Source organism: Streptomyces sp. NPDC051064 (assembly GCF_044455985.1).
In the GTDB taxonomy this organism is placed as follows: Bacteria; Actinomycetota; Actinomycetes; order Streptomycetales; family Streptomycetaceae; genus Streptomyces.
Window position 1 is genome coordinate 15,264 of record NZ_JBITFK010000009.1, and the last position, 16,082, is coordinate 31,345.

A 16,082-nucleotide genomic window follows, 5' to 3' on the forward strand; every position below is an offset into this window, starting at 1 on the left:
GCCTGTTCAGTCCTGCTGGTGTCCCTGTGCACGGGCGGGCACACCGCGGCCGTGGCCGCAGATTCCCCGGTTGCCCGGGCCGAGGACGGCGCGTCGATCAAGGCCGTCAAACGTCTCGACGCCCGCACCTTGGACCTCACCATCTGGTCTCCGGCCATGCGCGCAAACATGCCGGTGCGCATCATCCTGCCGAAAGGCTGGCACGAGAACCCCAAACGCACCTTCCCTGTTCTCTACCTCCTGCAAGGAGCCAGCGACGACTACACCTCCTGGACACGGGAGACCGATGTCGAAAAGCTGGCCAAGAACACCGATGTTCTGGTCGTCATGCCCAGTGGAGGGCGAGCAGGCTTCTACGCCGACTGGTGGGATCATGGCAGCAGCACGGCTCCCCGCTGGGAGACCTTCCACACCGTGGAGGTGCGCCAGCTCATGGAACGCGCCTACCGCGCCGGCGGAAAACGCGCCGTCATCGGACTCTCCGAAGGCGGCCTTGGCGCCCTGAACTACGCCGCGCGCCACCCGGGCACCTACCGATTCTCCGGCTCCTTCAGCGGCATCGTCGATATCGCAGACCCCGTAATGCAGTTCGGTATCGCTGCCACCTGCTTGCGCGAGGGCACCGACCCTCTGCGCGTCTGGGGTCATCCGGATAAACAACGAAAGATCTGGGACGCCCACAATCCGTCCCGAATGGTCAGGAAGTTCCGCGATACGTGGGTACACCTGTACGCTGCAGACGGCATGCGCACCAAGCTCGACAAGACGACGGACCCTCTGGCCGGCCTGCTTGAACAGCCCCTCCCACAGCCAACCGGCCGGTTCGCGAAGAAGCTACGTCGCGCGGGGGTCAAGGTGACCACGAATATCTCCAGCGCAGGTACTCACTCCTGGCCGTACTGGGACCGCGAGTTGCACAACGTGTGGCCTTCGGTGCTGACCGCTCTCAACACCAAATGAGCCACAATCAAAATACCCGCGTGAATGTTCTCCCGTAATCGAGGTCACGACACGAGCTGGAACGACCCGGCCGGAACGTGACCGGCCGTTCACCGCGTCCTCGCTGTTGTTGCCCACCAGACCGGTAAAGGCCGGCAGGCCTTCATCAAAGGAACCACCAGCCTGCCGAAGCAAGCCGGGGGCATGGCTGACCGCAGCGAACAGTTCACCTGCGAAACAGGCTCAACCGCTCTTCACCCACCCGTGCACGGGCCTGCGGGTCGGTGACCCCGAGCCCTGGACGGGGAGCCAAGCACAGCACACCGACTTTTCCGATGTGCTGATTGGTCTGGACGCTCCTGGCAGCCGCCCCGACCTCGGCCAGTGTGTAAATCGTCGACAGGGCCGGACTCAGGTGGCCCAGTGCGAGAAGCCGGTTGACCTCCCACTGCTCATGGAGGTTTGCTCCGTGACTGCCGATGATCCGCTTCAGACGCATCCAGAGATAGCGGTTGTCGTACATGTGCTCGTAACCAGTACTGGACCCGCAGGTAATGACCGTACCGCCGCGCCTGGCCAGGAACACAGATGCAGCAAAGGTCTGCATGCCAACATGTTCGAACACGATGTGCGGATCCTCGCCAACCGCTGCCCGAACCGCCTTTCCCATCTTCCTCCATCCCTCCATTCGCTGCAGGAGCGTGTCGTCCCCGCCGAGGACATCCTGACGGTTGATAACGGCCTCGCAGCCCAGGGATCTGAGCACGTGCGACTTTTCAGCAGAGTTCACCACGCCCACCGGAATCCCGCCCCCGTTGCGCACCAGCTGGACGGCGTAGGAGCCCAGGCCACCGGTCGCGCCCCAGACCAACACGATGTCACCCTGCTTCATCTGGGCGCCCCTGTCACTCACCAGCATGCGGTAAGCAGTGCTGGCACACAGGGGGTTGACGGCCGCCTCCTCCCACGTCAGGGATGCCGGCTTCGGCAGCAACTGGCTTGCCCGAACGACAGCATAATGAGCCAGACCGCCGAAATTCGTCTCGAACCCCCACGCCTTCTGCCCCTGACCGAGCATGCCATCGCGATGGGTATCAGGATCCTGCTCGTCCACATACGCCGGCGCGATGACGACGTGATCACCGACCTTCCACTTACGCACAGAAGACCCTGTCCGGACGATGACGCCGGAAGCATCGGACCCCACAATGTGATATGGCAGATCGTGACGCGCCTCCCACCCACCTGCCTTCCCCATTTCCTCGAGGAATTGGAAGGTGGGCAGCGGCTCAAACATGGCCGTCCAGACCGTGTTGTAGTTGATCGAGCTCGCCATCACCGCGATCAAAGCCTCGTCCGGAGCGAGCTCGGGCATCGGAACATCTTTGACGAACAGGGATTTACGCACATCCTTGTCCTCGACACCCTCGAACATCTTGACATCACAGGCTTGCACGATCGCCGCAGAGAAGTATTCCGGCAGAGAAAGCGATTCGAGGACCGCCGCCTCCGCACCCGCTACGACTGCTTCGGACAGGTGCGATTCCATTGCGACTCCGATGCCGTCTCATCCGACCCAGCCCTGCACTGACCGGCTGAACTGGTCCTACCTTGTTCTCAAGAGAACCGCTGAACTACTCTGACGCAACCCCACACGGCTGCGCGGGTACTTCGACGCATAATCGCCAGAACAAGCGCCCCTCAGGGCCATCCGCCCCTGCCACGGGCCGTACCGTGTCACCGACGAAATATCGCATCCACGACGCAAGACGCAAGCACCGCAGGCCAGAATCACAAGGGCAACCACCGCTTCGGCGGGGCGGTCGTACGCCCCGGGCGTTCATGACCGCGGGCGCCCCCTCACCCGTTCAAGATCCCCCGGCCGAGATCTCGCTCACCCGCCCACCACCTCCCCGGACAGAACACCTGGTCCCCCAGTTCACCCGCATGGATCAGGCACGGAGCCGGCAGGCAGCCACTCCAACCCAGGGGCAGAAGATTCCTCGGCCATCGAGGGCCAGCCCCCTCGCCCGGCACAGCGGTTCTCCCCTACCTGCCGGCGCATCGCCCAGGTCTCGCAGTCTCCACTACAAGCAGGACAGCACAGCGACGTCTCCTACGGCGCCCAGATCATAGAAGCCGTCGAGAACGAGAAAAAACAGACCGCACCGCAGAGGGAAAGGGGTTCATAAACAACCATGCGCCGATACAAGCCTCTGATGATGATTGCCGGCACCACAAACGAGCCGGTACGCGATTGAGGTTGCAGCGGGTTCGGGTACCCGGGCTTGAGATCCCCCCATACGCCTGCCCATACGGGTGGACCGAGATACGCCGACGATGAATCCCCGATCCTCAGGCGCGTTTCTCGTAGCGGGTGGCAACGGCGCAAAAGCCTTTCAGGCGGTTGACGGCCCGTTCGACAGTGTTGCGTTTCTTGCAGCGCTCGCTGTCGAAGCCGGTGGGCCGGCCGCCCCGGGAGCCCCGCCTCTTGCGGTGTCTTTGCTGGTCGAGACGTTCGGGGATGGTGTGCTGGATTCCGCGTCGTCGCAGGTAGCGGCACCTCGCCAGGACGTGTAGGCCTTGTCCGCCAGGACCTGGCCGGGTCGGGTACGACGCCGGCCGACCCCGGCCCGCGGCACGCAGACCAGCCCCCATACCGAACAGACCACCCTCCGGCCCCCGAGACGGCCGACGACGTCGGCTGCCCTCGGCCGGAACATCCGCCACTGTCCGGCCGCGGCACCCGTGCATTTTCACGGCCGGGGCCTCTACACACCTGACTGAGCAGCACCGGATCACCCACGTCACCACCGACGACGAAAGGGCCACACGCCCCACAGTCACACGCAGGCTTCACGTGAAATGACCACTGGGGGCGCCCTGGTGTCCTGCCGCCTGGACGGAGACGGCGACGGCCTGGCGGGCAGGTAGCCGTCCGCCCTGCAGCCTGAGGGTCGGGTGGTGTCCGAAGACCGGCAAGGGTGAGCAGCAGGTGGAGGCCGGGCGTCCGTGCAGAGCACCGGCTTCCCGTGCGGCCGAACAGGGGTGGCCCGGCCGTCGGGCCGGGCCACCTGTCTGTCCGGCGGGGTCACGCGTAGGTGAATCCGCCGGGGACGGTGCTGGTGCCAGCTGCCGTGGTCACGACCACTGCAGCATTGCCCACGGTCCCCGCCGGTGTAACTCCGGCGAGCACCACGCCAGTCGGGTCGATGACGACGTTGGTCGCTGCCGCTCCGCCGATGGTGACGGTGGCACCCACCAGGTGGGAACCCGTGATGGCGAACGGAGTGCCACCAGCGGCCGGCCCGGAGGCCGGCGTGATGGACACGGCCGAGGGCAGGGCCGACCCGACGTAGGTGAATCCGCCGGGCACGGTGGTGGTACCGCCCGCCGTGGTCACCTGGACGGAAACAAGGCCCGCGGGCCCGGGAGGAGTGACACCCGTCAGGAGCACCCCCGCGAGCACGTTGACGTTGGTGGCGGGAACACCACCGAAGCTGACCGACGCGCCGGTCAGGTTGGCCCCGATGATCGTGAACGCACTACCGCCCGCCACGGGTCCGCTCGGAGGGGTGATGGCGAGCACGATGGGCGGCGGCGTGACGACCGCGACGTAGGTGTAGTTGGCCGGCGTGCTCGCCACGGCCCCGGCCGTGACAACGACCGGCACGTTACCGGCCGCGTGTGCCGGGGCGATGACGGTGAGCAGAATACCCAGAGGGTCCTGCGAGACGATGGTGGCGGGCGTACCGCCGAAGGTGACGGAGGTCGCTCCACCCAGGTTGGCCCCGATGAGCAGGACGACATTGCCACCGGTGGTCGGGCCGAACCCCGGGACGGCGGCGAACAGGTTCGGCTGCGTCAGGACAGGGGGAAGCAGAACTGCGACGGACATGAGTGTCTCCTTGTGGAGGAAGAGCCGGTGATGTGCTGCCGCTGCGTGTTCTACCGACACGCATGTTCCTGAGACACAACGGATACAGCCCAATACGGCCGTCGGTTGTGAACTGCGGTCACGGTGAAGGCCGACCACAGGCAGGACCGGACGATAGAGGCAACGGCGGAAAGCAGCGGCCTTCGGGCCGCCTTGCGACCTGCTGTACTCGCTGCTCGGGCGGCGCAGCTCCGACACGGGCTGAAACGCGCTTCAGGACAGGTCGGCGAAACAATGTCGCGCTGTCCGGCTGAATGGGCGGCCTGCCGGTATATCTAGTGATCCATAAGAGTGAAGTAACAGGCAAGAGCCAGGACCGAACACCGCTCGGATGGCGGAGCGCGCGCGTAAGGGCGGTTCGCCCCGGGCGCACCACCCTTTTCCGTACCGACGAGTGACCGTGAGGTTCGGACACCTCTTCCGCCACCCACACACTCGGCGCGGCCACGGCCCCCGGCCGAGCACGTCGAAACCCACCGAGGCAGTACCCGCTCGAGGCCCTACCTGTCCCTGACCTGGCAGGCCCTGTGCATCGACATCTCAGCAGGCCACTGCTGAGACCCCCGGACACCGTCCCTCATTCAACCGACCCGGGCCGTTCCGGACACCCGTGCAACCATAATTCGGCGCGAGCATGTCCACCTCCCTGGAACTCCACAGCGACACCAGTCACAGCGCAGGAGCAACAGACAAAATCAGCCTTGCACATCGAAACGAAACTCTGAGAAGTAGCCACCCCCCAGACCGCACCCAAAACCAGCCCCGCACCTACTGGTCAAGGACCACATGATCTCGACATGTCCGGCGTGATCACCACGTCACAGCCCTCCTGAACAGCCCCCGTTCAGCAGGTTGAGCCCACACCAGCTCGGCAGGCCGGCCACCACCCTCCGACACGAGGGAACACCCGCTCCGCAACAACCCGCCACAGAGTCTGCCGCTACAGAACCACGTCCTGCCGATCACCACCCACCAGCAGAAGTGGAAGCCGGCACGGCCGAACATCTGGCGCTTGACATCCTGATCCGGTCGACATGGCCTTCGACGACGCCCGAGTTCCAGGGAGGGTCAGGCCGGCGAACCCGCAGCCGGCCCGAACACGGCTTACGAACTCGCGCGGCTCCTGGCCCACCACAGCGACGACTGGATTCTCCACATCTTGTCCGAACTGTGCCTCGAACAGGATCGCCCGGCCGACGGCCTGGCCCACCTCGACGCCCTCGACGCTCAGCACGGAGGTGAGGACGAGTGGGAGCTGTACTGGATGCGATTGCCGCTCATCGCGGCCCGCAATGGGGTCGACGACGCGGTCGAACGGGCCCGAGCACACCCCGAAAACAAGTGGGGTGCTGCTTCGTGAGTGTCCGGCCGGGGCCCACCGGGGGCGGCCCGTCCGGTCGACGTGCGAAGGGCGCCGGACGGGCTCCGCATCCCATGATGCCCCTCCGGCGGCGGCATAGAGGCTTGGCAGAGCCGGGGGCTGCTCGGTGGTCTCAGCTCCGCTACAGAGGGGTCAGGATGAATGAGAAATCCGCCGACGCGAGTTCGAGCCGATACTGAGGCAGGACACCGGGTCCCACAGCGGCGGTGCCGAGGCCCTGGACGGCATGGTCGGTGTGGAGGTGGATCACCGGGCCCGGGACGAGATCGCTGTGGTGCCGTGCGGCGTCGAGCTGTCGGTCGGTCCAGCGGCGCGCGGCGAAATGGAACGAATCTTCGCCCACGACGCGCAGTCCGTTCCCGGCTCCGTCAGTGAAGGTGGCCCAGCGGATGTCCGCACGGTTGCCGTTCTCCTGGGGGCGCACGTAGGGCGTCTGCAACTCGTCCACGGTCGCGCGGAAACGTCCTACGCGAACCGCCTGACGCGAGTCGGGGTAGGCCTCGCCCGGGCCCGTACCGAACCACTCCACCTGGGACGACTCGGCGGGGATCTCCCAGTCGAGTCCGATGCGGGCCAGTGAACGGGACCCGTTCCTGCGGACCAGCTCCTGGTACTCCTCCGGCGGAAGTACCGGGTCCACCATGGCGTCGGGGAAGTCGTCGCCTCGCTCCGGCCAGTGGCCGACGGGTTCGGCGTGCACCCGCAGGCGCAGGCTGTCACTGTCGCTGTCCCAGCGGTAGGTGGTGAGGTAGCCGGAGTTGCCCGCGGCGGCGGCGCTGCGGACGACGACGGCCATGCCATGTGCGTCCGGTGTGACGGAGACGGTGCGGTGCCGCAGTCGGTCCAGCCCACGGCCCTTCCAGTAGGCGGCGTCGCGCTGGTGCCAGCCACGGTCGTTGTCGGTGGGGGCGCGCCACAGGTTCAGTCGTGGTCCGCGGAGGGGGAGTCCGCCGATGGAGAGCAGGGCTCCGGTGATCCGGTCGAAGCGGCCGGGGCCGAGCAGAATGTGCTCGCCCTCGCTGCGGGCCGGGCTCGGCAGTCCGATCGGTCGGCGGCGACCCGTCGCGGAGAGCTGGAGCTGTCCCCAGGCGACCACGTGACCTTCGGGAGCCCAGTCGGCGGGCTTGCTCAGCTCCGCCTGGACGGTGAGCCAGAGCTCGCCTCCGTCGTCCTCCCTGCCCGGCGGGTCCAGCCGAGGCAGTGGCAGTCGGCCGGCCTCCCCGGCCGCGAGCTCCGGTGTGGGCAGCACCCCGTGGCCCAGTTCGACCCCTTCGCGGGCCAGCGACCAGGTGAACCGAAGATGGGACAGATCCAGCACCTCGTAGCGGTTCTCCACCGCGAGGGTGTTGGCCTCCGGACCGGGGCCGATCCGGACGGGGGCGATCACCTTCGCGTACTCCGAGAGACCGGGGGAAGGGGTGCGGTCGGGGAGGACCAGACCGTCGCAGATGAAGTTGCCGTCGTGCAGGTCCTCGCCGAAGTCGCCGCCGTAGCCGAAGAACTCGCGTCCCTGGGCGTCGCGGGTACGTAGTCCCTGGTCCATCCACTCCCAGACGTAGCCACCCTGGACCCGCGGGTACTCGCTGCACAGTTGCAGGTATTCGGCGAGCCCGCCGGGCCCGTTTCCCATGGCGTGGGCGAACTCGGTGAGCAGGAAGGGCTTGCGGTTGCGCGGGTCGTCCGCCGGGTCGCCGGAGCCGGCGCGCGCCGGATAGGAGACCTCGCCCGGCAGCAGCTGTCCCCGGCCGATCCGGGCGACGGCGGCGGGCGGCCGGTACATCTCGGCGTGGACGTCGGTGTACTCGCCGAGCCGGTCGCCCCTCGTAGTGGACCGGGCGGGACGAGTCGCGCCGCCGAACCCATTCGGACATGGCCCGAAGGTTGCAGCCGTCCCCGGCCTCGTTGCCGAGCGACCACAGGATGACGCTTGGGTGGTTCTTGTCCCGTTCCACGGTCCGCTCGATGCGGTCCAGGTAGGCGTCGTGCCAGCGAGGGTCGTCGGAGGGGTTGCGCTGCCAGCGCTCCGGGGCGGCGTGCTCGAAGCCATGGGTTTCAAGGTCGCACTCGACCATGACCCACAGACCGAGCTCGTCGCACAGGTCGAGAAACGCGGGGTGCGGCGGGTAGTGCGCGGTGCGCACCGCGTTGATGTTGTGCTGCTTCATCAACTCCACGTCACGGCGCATGGCTTCGAGCGAAAGCGCACGACCGTGATCAGGGTCGAACTCGTGCCGGTTCACGCCGCGCAGCACCACCCGGCGGCCGTTGACCCGGAGCACCCCTGCCTCGTCGACGGCCACGCTGCGGAACCCGACCCGGATCCGGACGCGTTCGCTGCCGGTGGCCAGGTACGCCTCGTAGAGCTGCGGCTCCTCCGCGCTCCAGGGCCGTACCGCCGCGAAGGCGAACTCGGCCGCCGCCGACCGGTCGTGGATCCCGAGGGCCGGGATGTCGATCCGCACCGGCGCGTCCGCGTCGGCCTCCACCCGGAGCCGTCCCCCGCCGGTGTCCGCGTCGTAGTCGGCATGCACGAAGACGTCCCGGATGCCGCCCGTGGGGCGGGCCAGCAGGGACACGTCGCGGAAGATGCCGGACAGGCGCCAGGTGTCCTGGTCCTCGAGGTAGGTGCCTGCGGAGAACTGGTGCACCCGGACCGCCAGCACGTTCCGGCCGGGCCGCAGCAGCTCCGTCACGTCGAACTCGGTCGGCAGGCGGCTGCCGTAAGTGACGCCCAGCTCACGGCCGTTGAGCCAGACCCGGGAGCAAGAGTCCACGCCCTCGAAGCGCAGCACGGCCGGCGTGCTCGCCCAAGTGGCGGGCAGGTCGAAGATCCGGCGGTAGTCCCCGGTCTCGTTCTCGTCCGGGACGAAGGGTGGGTCGACCGGTATCGGGTAGGCGATGTTGACGTAGATGGGCCGGCCGTAGCCATGCAGCTGCCAGTGCGAGGGGACGCGAAGGGCGTCCCAGGAGCCGTCGTCGAAGTCCGGGGCTTCGAATCCGTCCGGTTCCGGGCGCAGGGCAGACGAGAACCGGAACGCCCAGTCCCCGTTGAGGTCGATTCTGGGGGCGTCGGAGTCCAGGGCCGCGCGCGGCGCGGCCCTGCCGTGGCCGGGTGCGAAGTCCTCGAAATAGCGTGCGGACATGCGGAATCCTCCGGCGCTCGTAGGTAATGTGCGCGACCGTACTATCGAAGGTTGCTTGCGGGAAGCGCCGACATCACACGGAGATGTTCCGGGGAGTAGTGGGCCGTGCTGCGCGAATCCGGCGTCGGGAGGCCCCCAGCCCGCGGCGGCAGGTTGTGTCGAAGGCATGCAGGTCACGCCTACAGCGCGGTGAAGCTCCACAGCAAGTTGCAACTGGACTGCGCTGCTGGACCTGATGGAGGTCCAGCGCCATCCGGACGCCATGCGTGGAGCCAGCGGCGCAGTCGAACAGCTCAACGCCCACCGAGGCCACCTACACGGTGCTGACTGAGGAGCGCTACAACTCCACTGACGGTCCCTCTGGTTGACGGGTTCCTCATACGCAGGGGGTTGACGTTGCACATGGGGCTTCTATGATTCAAGGCGTCCTGAGTTTCGTCCAATGTCCGAGATATCGAACCCATAGGCCATTGCGGGCCTCGGACTCCTTGCTCGGCTCCCCCTGACGCCACCGAAAGCTGGGGGCGCTCCCAGTGCTCTGCCGGTTCAGCGACAGCACCCGCAACGCGCAAGGAAGGCGCCATGGTCACGCACAGAACGTCAGGCTCGTCCGCGCCGGGAGACCCCCAGCCCCGACCAATCAGCGCTTCTCGCTCGCCGGCTGCTCCGGCGGCCACGTCCGGCTGATTGGCCAGCCAGCAGCAAGGGGCGCTGAACAGCCTCCCGGTCTCTTCCGGCCGGCCTGGTCCACCATCACCAGGAAGCGTACGGCGCCGAGTTGATCGCCCGGTCAGAAACATGCTGAGGACGAGCGTGTTGACCGTGTTGCGCTGCACCCACTCCACGGTCATGGTGCGGGCGAGGTACTCCGCCCCACCTTGGCGTTCTGGAGGCCGTGGAGCCCGGTGGGTATCCGAAGTCCTCGGGATTGACGCGTGGTCGGCCGCGACCGCTGGGTGAGGTACCCACTCGCAGAAGACCTGCACACCAGCAATCCCCTACCAGCGCATCGAACTTCGACGTGGCTGGGCCCCGCCTCGGGGCGCCTGTCCGGGGCGGGACGGCCATACTCAGTGAAAGGGATACGAATGCAGAGAGACGGCATGCATACCGGATTCAGCGCGTCCTGGTGGGGACGCGGGAGGCGTGCGGGAGTGCTGACCGCGGTGACCGCCCTGATGGCGGCACTCTTGACCGGGCTGGGCGCCGCCGGGACGGCACAGGCGGCCACTGTGGATACGAACGCGTCATACGTGCTGGTCAATCGTGGCAGCGGCAAAGCGCTCGACGTGGCCGGCGCGAACACCGCCGACGGGGCGAGTCTCACGCAGTGGACCCGGACCGGCAGCGCCAACCAGCAGTTCGAGTTCGTAGACTCGGGCGGCGGCTACTACCGGCTCAAGGCGCAGCACTCCGGCAAGGTGCTGGACGTACTCAACCACTCAACCGCCGACCACGCGGGCATCGCGCAGTGGAGCGATGCCAACGGCACCAACCAGCAATTCCGGCTGGCGGACTCGTCAGGCGGTTACATCCGGCTGATCAACCGCAACAGCGGCAAGGCCGTCGAGGTCGACAACGCCTCCACCGCTGATGGCGCCAAGGTCGTACAGTTCACCGACTGGGGTGGGGCCAACCAGCAGTGGCAACTGGTCCGCGCGGCAGGGGTGCTGGCACAGGCGCATACGGCGGGGCGGGTCAAGGACGCCGGAAACACCGTGCAGTACAGCTGGCCCGGCGTCTACTTCGAGGGCCGCGTCAGCGGCACCGGCGTGGGCGTCGTTCTCAACGACTCGGCCGCCGACTACGACGTCCAGGTCGACGGAGCCACCGTCGCCACGCTCGTCACCCCCGGCAACACCACGCACTGGATCAACGGCCTGTCGAACAGCACGCACACCGTCCGGCTCGTCAAGCGCAACGACACCCCGGGGGACACCAGCACCTTCGGAGGCTTCGTCGCCGCACCCGGCGGTGCCGTACTGAGCAGACCGGCCGCCCGCGATCGCCAGATCGAGTTCATCGGCGACTCCCTCACGGTGGGCTACGGCAACCTCTCGACCTCTCGTACCTGCACCTCGGACCAGGTCAGGCGGAACACCAACTCCGATGTGAGCTACGGCGCCCTCACCGCCCGGCGACTCAACGCCGACTACCAGATCAACGGCTACTCGGGCCGTGGCATGGTGCGCAACTACAATGGAAGCTCGCCGGACGTCACGTACCGGACCTTCTATGACCGTGCCCTGCTGAACGTGTCGGGCGACGTCTGGCAGAACCCGGGCACCTGGCACCCCCAGGTCGTAGTGATCAACCTCGGCACCAACGACTTCTCGACCGCCATCAACACCGGCGAGCCGTGGACGCCAGACAGCCTCGCGGCCGCCTACCGCAGCGCCTACGGCGACTTCATTCAGAAGCTGCGCACGCGCTACGGCGCCGACACGACCATCGTGGCGACAGGCGTCAACCCGTACGCCAGCCATGTCCAGCAGGTCGTCAAGGCGCGCAACGACGCCGGCGACAGCCGGGTCCGCTACTGGGGCCTCGACGACTCGGGCCTGGACTTCCTCGGCTGCGACTGGCACTACTCGGCCCACGACGACCGGCTCATCGCCGACCGGCTCACCTCGTACATCGCCGGTCTGCCGACAGGCTGGTGACGGCACCGACCTGAAGCGGTGAGGCAGGGCCGGCCCTGCCTCACCGCGTCGGCACAACGCGGCCACCCCCGGCCTTGATGTCACTGATCACCTCAGTCTTCAACTGTGGTTTTCGGCGGGGGTTACACAGTTCACCAGTGCAGACCCCCAGACCGGATCAGACAGAGACCGTCGTCGATCGCCCGGTAGACCATCTGCTTGGCCCTGTTGATGTACGCGGGGTCGATGGGGTAGTTCAGTGCCGTTGCCTGGTGGTCGCTCCATGTCTTGGGCACACGGATGCTGTTGAGTTCCGCCCGGCTGCCTCGCGGCCACGGCCGCCAAAACGTCGACGGGAACTGGGGCGGCGGCCGCGGACGCCTCGGGCGTGGCGTCGTCGCCGAACGTACCGAAGACCGTGCCGTACGAGCGCGCTCGCGACGACCGCGGCGAGCGGCACTCCCACGGTCAGCCGCAGTCTGCGGCGGCGGTGCTGTGGGGCCTGCTTGTTCTTCAATACCTAGCCGTTTGGAAGACCTGGCCGGTGCCTCCTTGTGAAGTTGTCGGCGAGAGAGCGGAAGTTGCCGTGTTTCACCATGTTTCGCTGACACGTTTCCGGCACGGAAATGCCCTGGTCGCCCGGTGAGAGCCGGGCAACCAGGGCGAGGGGCCGTTCGGTCAGGGCGTCGTTCCGGTGACCGAGCTTCCGGACTTGGTCACGTGGTACGTGACGGTGGCGCCGCTGTAGTAGTGGAAGGTCAGTGTCACTGGCGCGTCGGCGCGCAGCGCGTCCAGAAACTCGGAGGTGAGGATGGTCTTCCCGCCCGGATAGTCGGGCGAGAACGCCTTGTTGAACTCCTGGAACGGAGTCCAGGAGGTCTGGCCGGCGGTGCTGCCGTCGGCGTACTTGGCCTCCATGGTCGCCAGCACGTCACCGCGGTACTGCGTGGGAATGGTGAACGAGCCCGTCGTACCCGTGGACTTCGACAACACCGGAGTGTCGTAGGTGACGATGTCGATGTTCCAGGGCAGTCCGCGGGAGAAGCGTGCCTGGAGCGTCGCGTTGACTCCGTAGTCATGGCTGCCGGTCAGCCGGGTCAGTGCGGCGGCCGTGAGGGTGAGCTGGTTGCCGGAGAGGGTGTAGTCGCGTCCCGCGACGAGCTCGGTGTTGCCTTGCCACAGACCCCGGAAGGTGGTGCCGTTCGGGTTCAGTGTGAGCGACTGGGCCGTGATCGGGTCCGACTTCCGCACGAAGACCTTGTCGAAGGAGGCGGTTCCCGAGCGGGTGGTCCAGCTCGACTTGATCCAGGCGAACAGGGCGGGGTCACGCCACTGCAGGGTGGTGCGGTTGAGGTAGGAGAAGGGGTCCCACAGGGCAGTGGTGACTCCGGCGGCGCGTGCCGCGTTGCTGACCTCCTCGAAGTACTTCAGCGCCTCACCCCGCTCGACGCGCGGGGGATGGTTGTCGTCGGGCCAGCTGAGCAGCCCGTACTCGCCGAGGTAGACGGGGACGCCCTTGGCGATGAACGAGTCGTGCATGCGAGCGAAGGACTCGGTCAGGTTCTTCTGTGCGGCGGCATCATAGTGGGTGCCGCCCGCGATGTTCACGCTGAAGGGGTACCAGCCGTAGAAGTGCACGGTGGCGACCAGATTGGGGTCGTTCAGCGCGCTGATCGTGGCGTTCAGCTCGTCAATGGGCTTCTGGTCGGGCGTGCAGTACTGCGTGGGCAGGACGAGCAGGCGGTTGGTGTTCCCTCCGCCCGATGAGCGCACGATCTTGTGGAAGGAGGTGTTCAGCTCGTTCAGGAGCTGGGCCTTCTGCGTGTCCGTGGCGTCGTCGAAGATCGGCTCGTTGACGCTTTCGAAGAGCAGGCTGCGCGGTGCGTCCCGGAAGGTTGAGGAGATCTGGGTCCAGGAAGCGTCGAAGCGCGCGAGCACCCTGTCGTGGTCGGTGGCCATCTTGTTGATCCACTGCCACGAGTCGTGGTGGACGTTGAGCACGACGTAGAGGCCCTCGGCGAGCGCCTGCTGATGGCGCTGCTCGTCGTCGTGGGTCTGTCCAGCAGCACCGCGATGGCCACGGTCAACAGCGCGGCACACAAGGTCCAATCCAAGGTGAGGGTTCCGGCCGGCGCCATGGACGCCGTCGCCGAGATGCAGCCCAGCTGGAACCTGGGCAACACTCTGGACGCCTTTCCGAACGAGACGTCCTGGGGCAATCCGCCGGCCACCAAAGCACTCTTCGGCACCATCCGCGCACAGGGTTTCCGCAGCGTGCGCATCCCGGTGAGGGCAGCCAGGCGCCCGCGGCGACGGCCGCGGTGGTACTCCGGTTTCCGTATGTCCTTCACGCGTTCGTACCTTTCGGTCGTTCGTGCGGATGCTGGTCGGATCGGTGCTCGTGGTGCGACGGGCCGCCGTGGTGTCACGCGCGGTCCCGAACGATCCCGTCGAGGGAGGAGTCGACTCGCCCCTCGGCGGGATCGCGCTGAGGCGACCGGTTCAGCGGCCGTGGGGCTCGTAGTCGAACCAGTCGAAGTGGGCGGTGCCGCTCACCGCGTACATGCCGATGACGCGACCGGTGAAGCCGCCCGCGACCTCGGTCGACAGGTAGCGGCCGTCGAGGGTGGCGAGCGTGGTGAAGGTGCCGTCGGGCCGTTCGAAGCCGAGGGAGACGGCGTCGGGTCCGGTGCGGGCGTCGTGCGGAGGCGGCGGGTCGGTGATCGTGATGCCCAGGACGACCGGCCCTTCGGGCAGGGGCTCCGTGGCCACGACGGTGTGCAAGGTGCCGACGCGGGCGATCACCCGCACCTCGGTGTCGGACGCCTCGATCGCGTAGTGGTGCCGCTCGTCCAGCCGTACGGCCAGACCCCCGCATCCCTGCGAGGGATCGAGAAGGGTGCGCGCCCTGCACGCCAGGTGCTGCTGACGCCGGCCGGCGAAGATGACGTCGGCCTCGTCCAGGGAGCCGCCCCGAGCGCGGAGCGTCAGCCAGCCCGGGCGTTCCTTGGTGGTGAAGTGCCCGGCCGGGCGCTCACGCAGCGATATCCACGACGGGCGCAGTTCGCTCAGCTCGAAGTCGTCCCGCTGCTCCTCGACGGGACCGGGGGCAAGCGGCCAGGGGAACTCGGGCAGGTTCAGGGCGACTTCGCCGACGACCGGCCAGCCGTCCACCCAGGTCACGGGTGTCAGGAAGGTCTCCCGGCCGAGCACGTGCCAGCCCGGGGTTCCGCCGCCCGGCCGTACCCCGAGCATGACCATCCACCAGGATCCGTCGGGAGCTTGGACCAGATCCGCGTGCCCGGTGTTCTGTACGGGGTGGTCGGTACCGCGGTGGGTGAGGATCGGGTTGGCAGGGCAGGCCTCGAACGGGCCGCTGGGGGTGGGACCGCGGGCTATCGACACACCGTGGCCGTGCTCGGTGCCGCCGACGGCGATGAGCAGGTACCAGTACTCCCCGATGTGGTACAGGTGCGGCGCCTCCGGGGCCTTGGCGCCGGGCGCGCCCGACCACAGCTTCTTCGGCGGCCCGAACGTCTCCCCGGTCTCCAGGTCGATCCTGACCTGCGCGACCCCGGCGACGGTGCACCAGCAGGTGCCGTCCTCGTCCCAGGCCAGATCGGGGTCGATACCGGGTACGCCGGGGAGCCGGACGGGATCCGACCAGGGACCGGCGGGGTCGGTGGCGGAGACGACGATATTGCCGACGCCCTTGCTCACATTGGTGACGATCAGCCAGAAGCGGCCGTCGTGGTGACGCAGGGTGGGGGCGTAGATCCCGGCGGAGGACGGCATGTCGGACGGCAGGCTCAACTGGCTGGGCCTGTCCAGGGCGTTGCCGATCTGCGTCCAGTTAGCCAGGTCGCGGCTGTGGAAGACCGGGATGCCGGGGAAGTACTCGAAGCTGGAGCAGACCAGGTAGTAGTCCTCGCCGACACGGCAGATGCTCGGGTCGGGGTGAAAGCCGGGGATCACGGGATTGGTGGGGCGGGTGGTCACTGACACGCCACGAGTTCCTTTCGGGGACGGGAGATGCGCAG

Annotated in this window: 8 protein-coding genes and 3 pseudogenes; 4 read left to right on the plus strand and 7 right to left on the minus strand. The window is 67.3% G+C overall.

Features of this window, described 5'->3' with window-relative positions; all coding sequences use genetic code 11:
* The first annotated feature begins 51 nt into the window (after nt 1–51).
* Complete coding sequence (locus ACIBCU_RS28885) at nt 52–960, plus strand: alpha/beta hydrolase (RefSeq protein ID WP_399235013.1); 909 nt, start codon at nt 52–54, stop codon at nt 958–960.
* A gap of 205 nt (nt 961–1,165) precedes the next feature.
* Here the strand turns inward: ACIBCU_RS28885 and ccrA are convergent, their stop codons facing one another.
* The 3 genes and pseudogenes from ccrA to ACIBCU_RS28900 form a co-directional block, all read right to left on the minus strand.
* Nucleotides 1,166–2,488, minus strand: coding sequence for a crotonyl-CoA carboxylase/reductase (gene ccrA / locus ACIBCU_RS28890; protein ID WP_362942462.1), 1,323 nt, complete (start codon nt 2,486–2,488; stop codon nt 1,166–1,168).
* A gap of 806 nt (nt 2,489–3,294) precedes the next feature.
* Nucleotides 3,295–3,584, minus strand: a pseudogene (locus ACIBCU_RS28895) (IS5/IS1182 family transposase); the annotation flags it as partial.
* A gap of 446 nt (nt 3,585–4,030) precedes the next feature.
* Nucleotides 4,031–4,837 (minus strand): IPT/TIG domain-containing protein, encoded by an 807-nt coding sequence (locus ACIBCU_RS28900; RefSeq protein WP_362942459.1) that lies wholly within the window; start codon nt 4,835–4,837, stop codon nt 4,031–4,033.
* A 1,198-nt stretch (nt 4,838–6,035) separates the two neighbouring features.
* On the opposite strand from ACIBCU_RS28900, the gene ACIBCU_RS28905 reads away from it, so the two are divergent.
* Entirely contained in the window at nt 6,036–6,236 is a 201-nt protein-coding gene (locus ACIBCU_RS28905) for a hypothetical protein (RefSeq protein WP_362943554.1), read from the plus strand.
* 142 nt (nt 6,237–6,378) lie between these two features.
* Here the strand turns inward: ACIBCU_RS28905 and ACIBCU_RS28910 are convergent.
* Nucleotides 6,379–9,400 (minus strand): annotated as a pseudogene (locus tag ACIBCU_RS28910) (glycoside hydrolase family 2 TIM barrel-domain containing protein).
* 1,178 nt (nt 9,401–10,578) lie between these two features.
* On the opposite strand from ACIBCU_RS28910, the gene ACIBCU_RS28915 reads away from it, so the two are divergent.
* A complete protein-coding gene (locus ACIBCU_RS28915; RefSeq protein WP_362943557.1) occupies nt 10,579–12,063 on the plus strand; it encodes an RICIN domain-containing protein in 1,485 nt (494 codons plus the stop codon).
* A 131-nt stretch (nt 12,064–12,194) separates the two neighbouring features.
* Here the strand turns inward: ACIBCU_RS28915 and ACIBCU_RS28920 are convergent, their stop codons facing one another.
* Together ACIBCU_RS28920 and ACIBCU_RS28925 are read right to left on the minus strand one after the other, a co-directional pair.
* Complete coding sequence (locus ACIBCU_RS28920; protein WP_362942047.1) at nt 12,195–12,338, minus strand: hypothetical protein; 144 nt, start codon at nt 12,336–12,338, stop codon at nt 12,195–12,197.
* A gap of 382 nt (nt 12,339–12,720) precedes the next feature.
* Complete coding sequence (locus ACIBCU_RS28925; protein ID WP_399235016.1) at nt 12,721–14,142, minus strand: cellulase family glycosylhydrolase; 1,422 nt, start codon at nt 14,140–14,142, stop codon at nt 12,721–12,723.
* Here ACIBCU_RS28925 and ACIBCU_RS28930 point away from each other — a divergent pair.
* Nucleotides 14,074–14,331: pseudogene (locus tag ACIBCU_RS28930) on the plus strand (cellulase); the annotation flags it as partial. The gene ACIBCU_RS28925 and the pseudogene ACIBCU_RS28930 sit on opposite strands and share 69 nt — an antisense overlap.
* Before the next feature lie 213 nt (nt 14,332–14,544).
* On the opposite strand, the gene ACIBCU_RS28935 reads toward ACIBCU_RS28930, so the two are convergent.
* Nucleotides 14,545–16,047, minus strand: coding sequence for a glycoside hydrolase family 43 protein (locus ACIBCU_RS28935; protein ID WP_399235018.1), 1,503 nt, complete (start codon nt 16,045–16,047; stop codon nt 14,545–14,547).
* Nucleotides 16,048–16,082: the final 35 nt, after the last annotated feature.

Coding starts and splice junctions, on each gene's coding strand:
- ccrA (WP_362942462.1), bottom strand. CDS start 2,488: ATGGAATCGCACCTGTCCGAAGCAGTCGTAGCGGGTGCGGAGGCGGCG.
- ACIBCU_RS28900 (WP_362942459.1), bottom strand. CDS start 4,837: ATGTCCGTCGCAGTTCTGCTTCCCCCTGTCCTGACGCAGCCGAACCTG.
- ACIBCU_RS28915 (WP_362943557.1), top strand. CDS start 10,579: ATGGCGGCACTCTTGACCGGGCTGGGCGCCGCCGGGACGGCACAGGCG.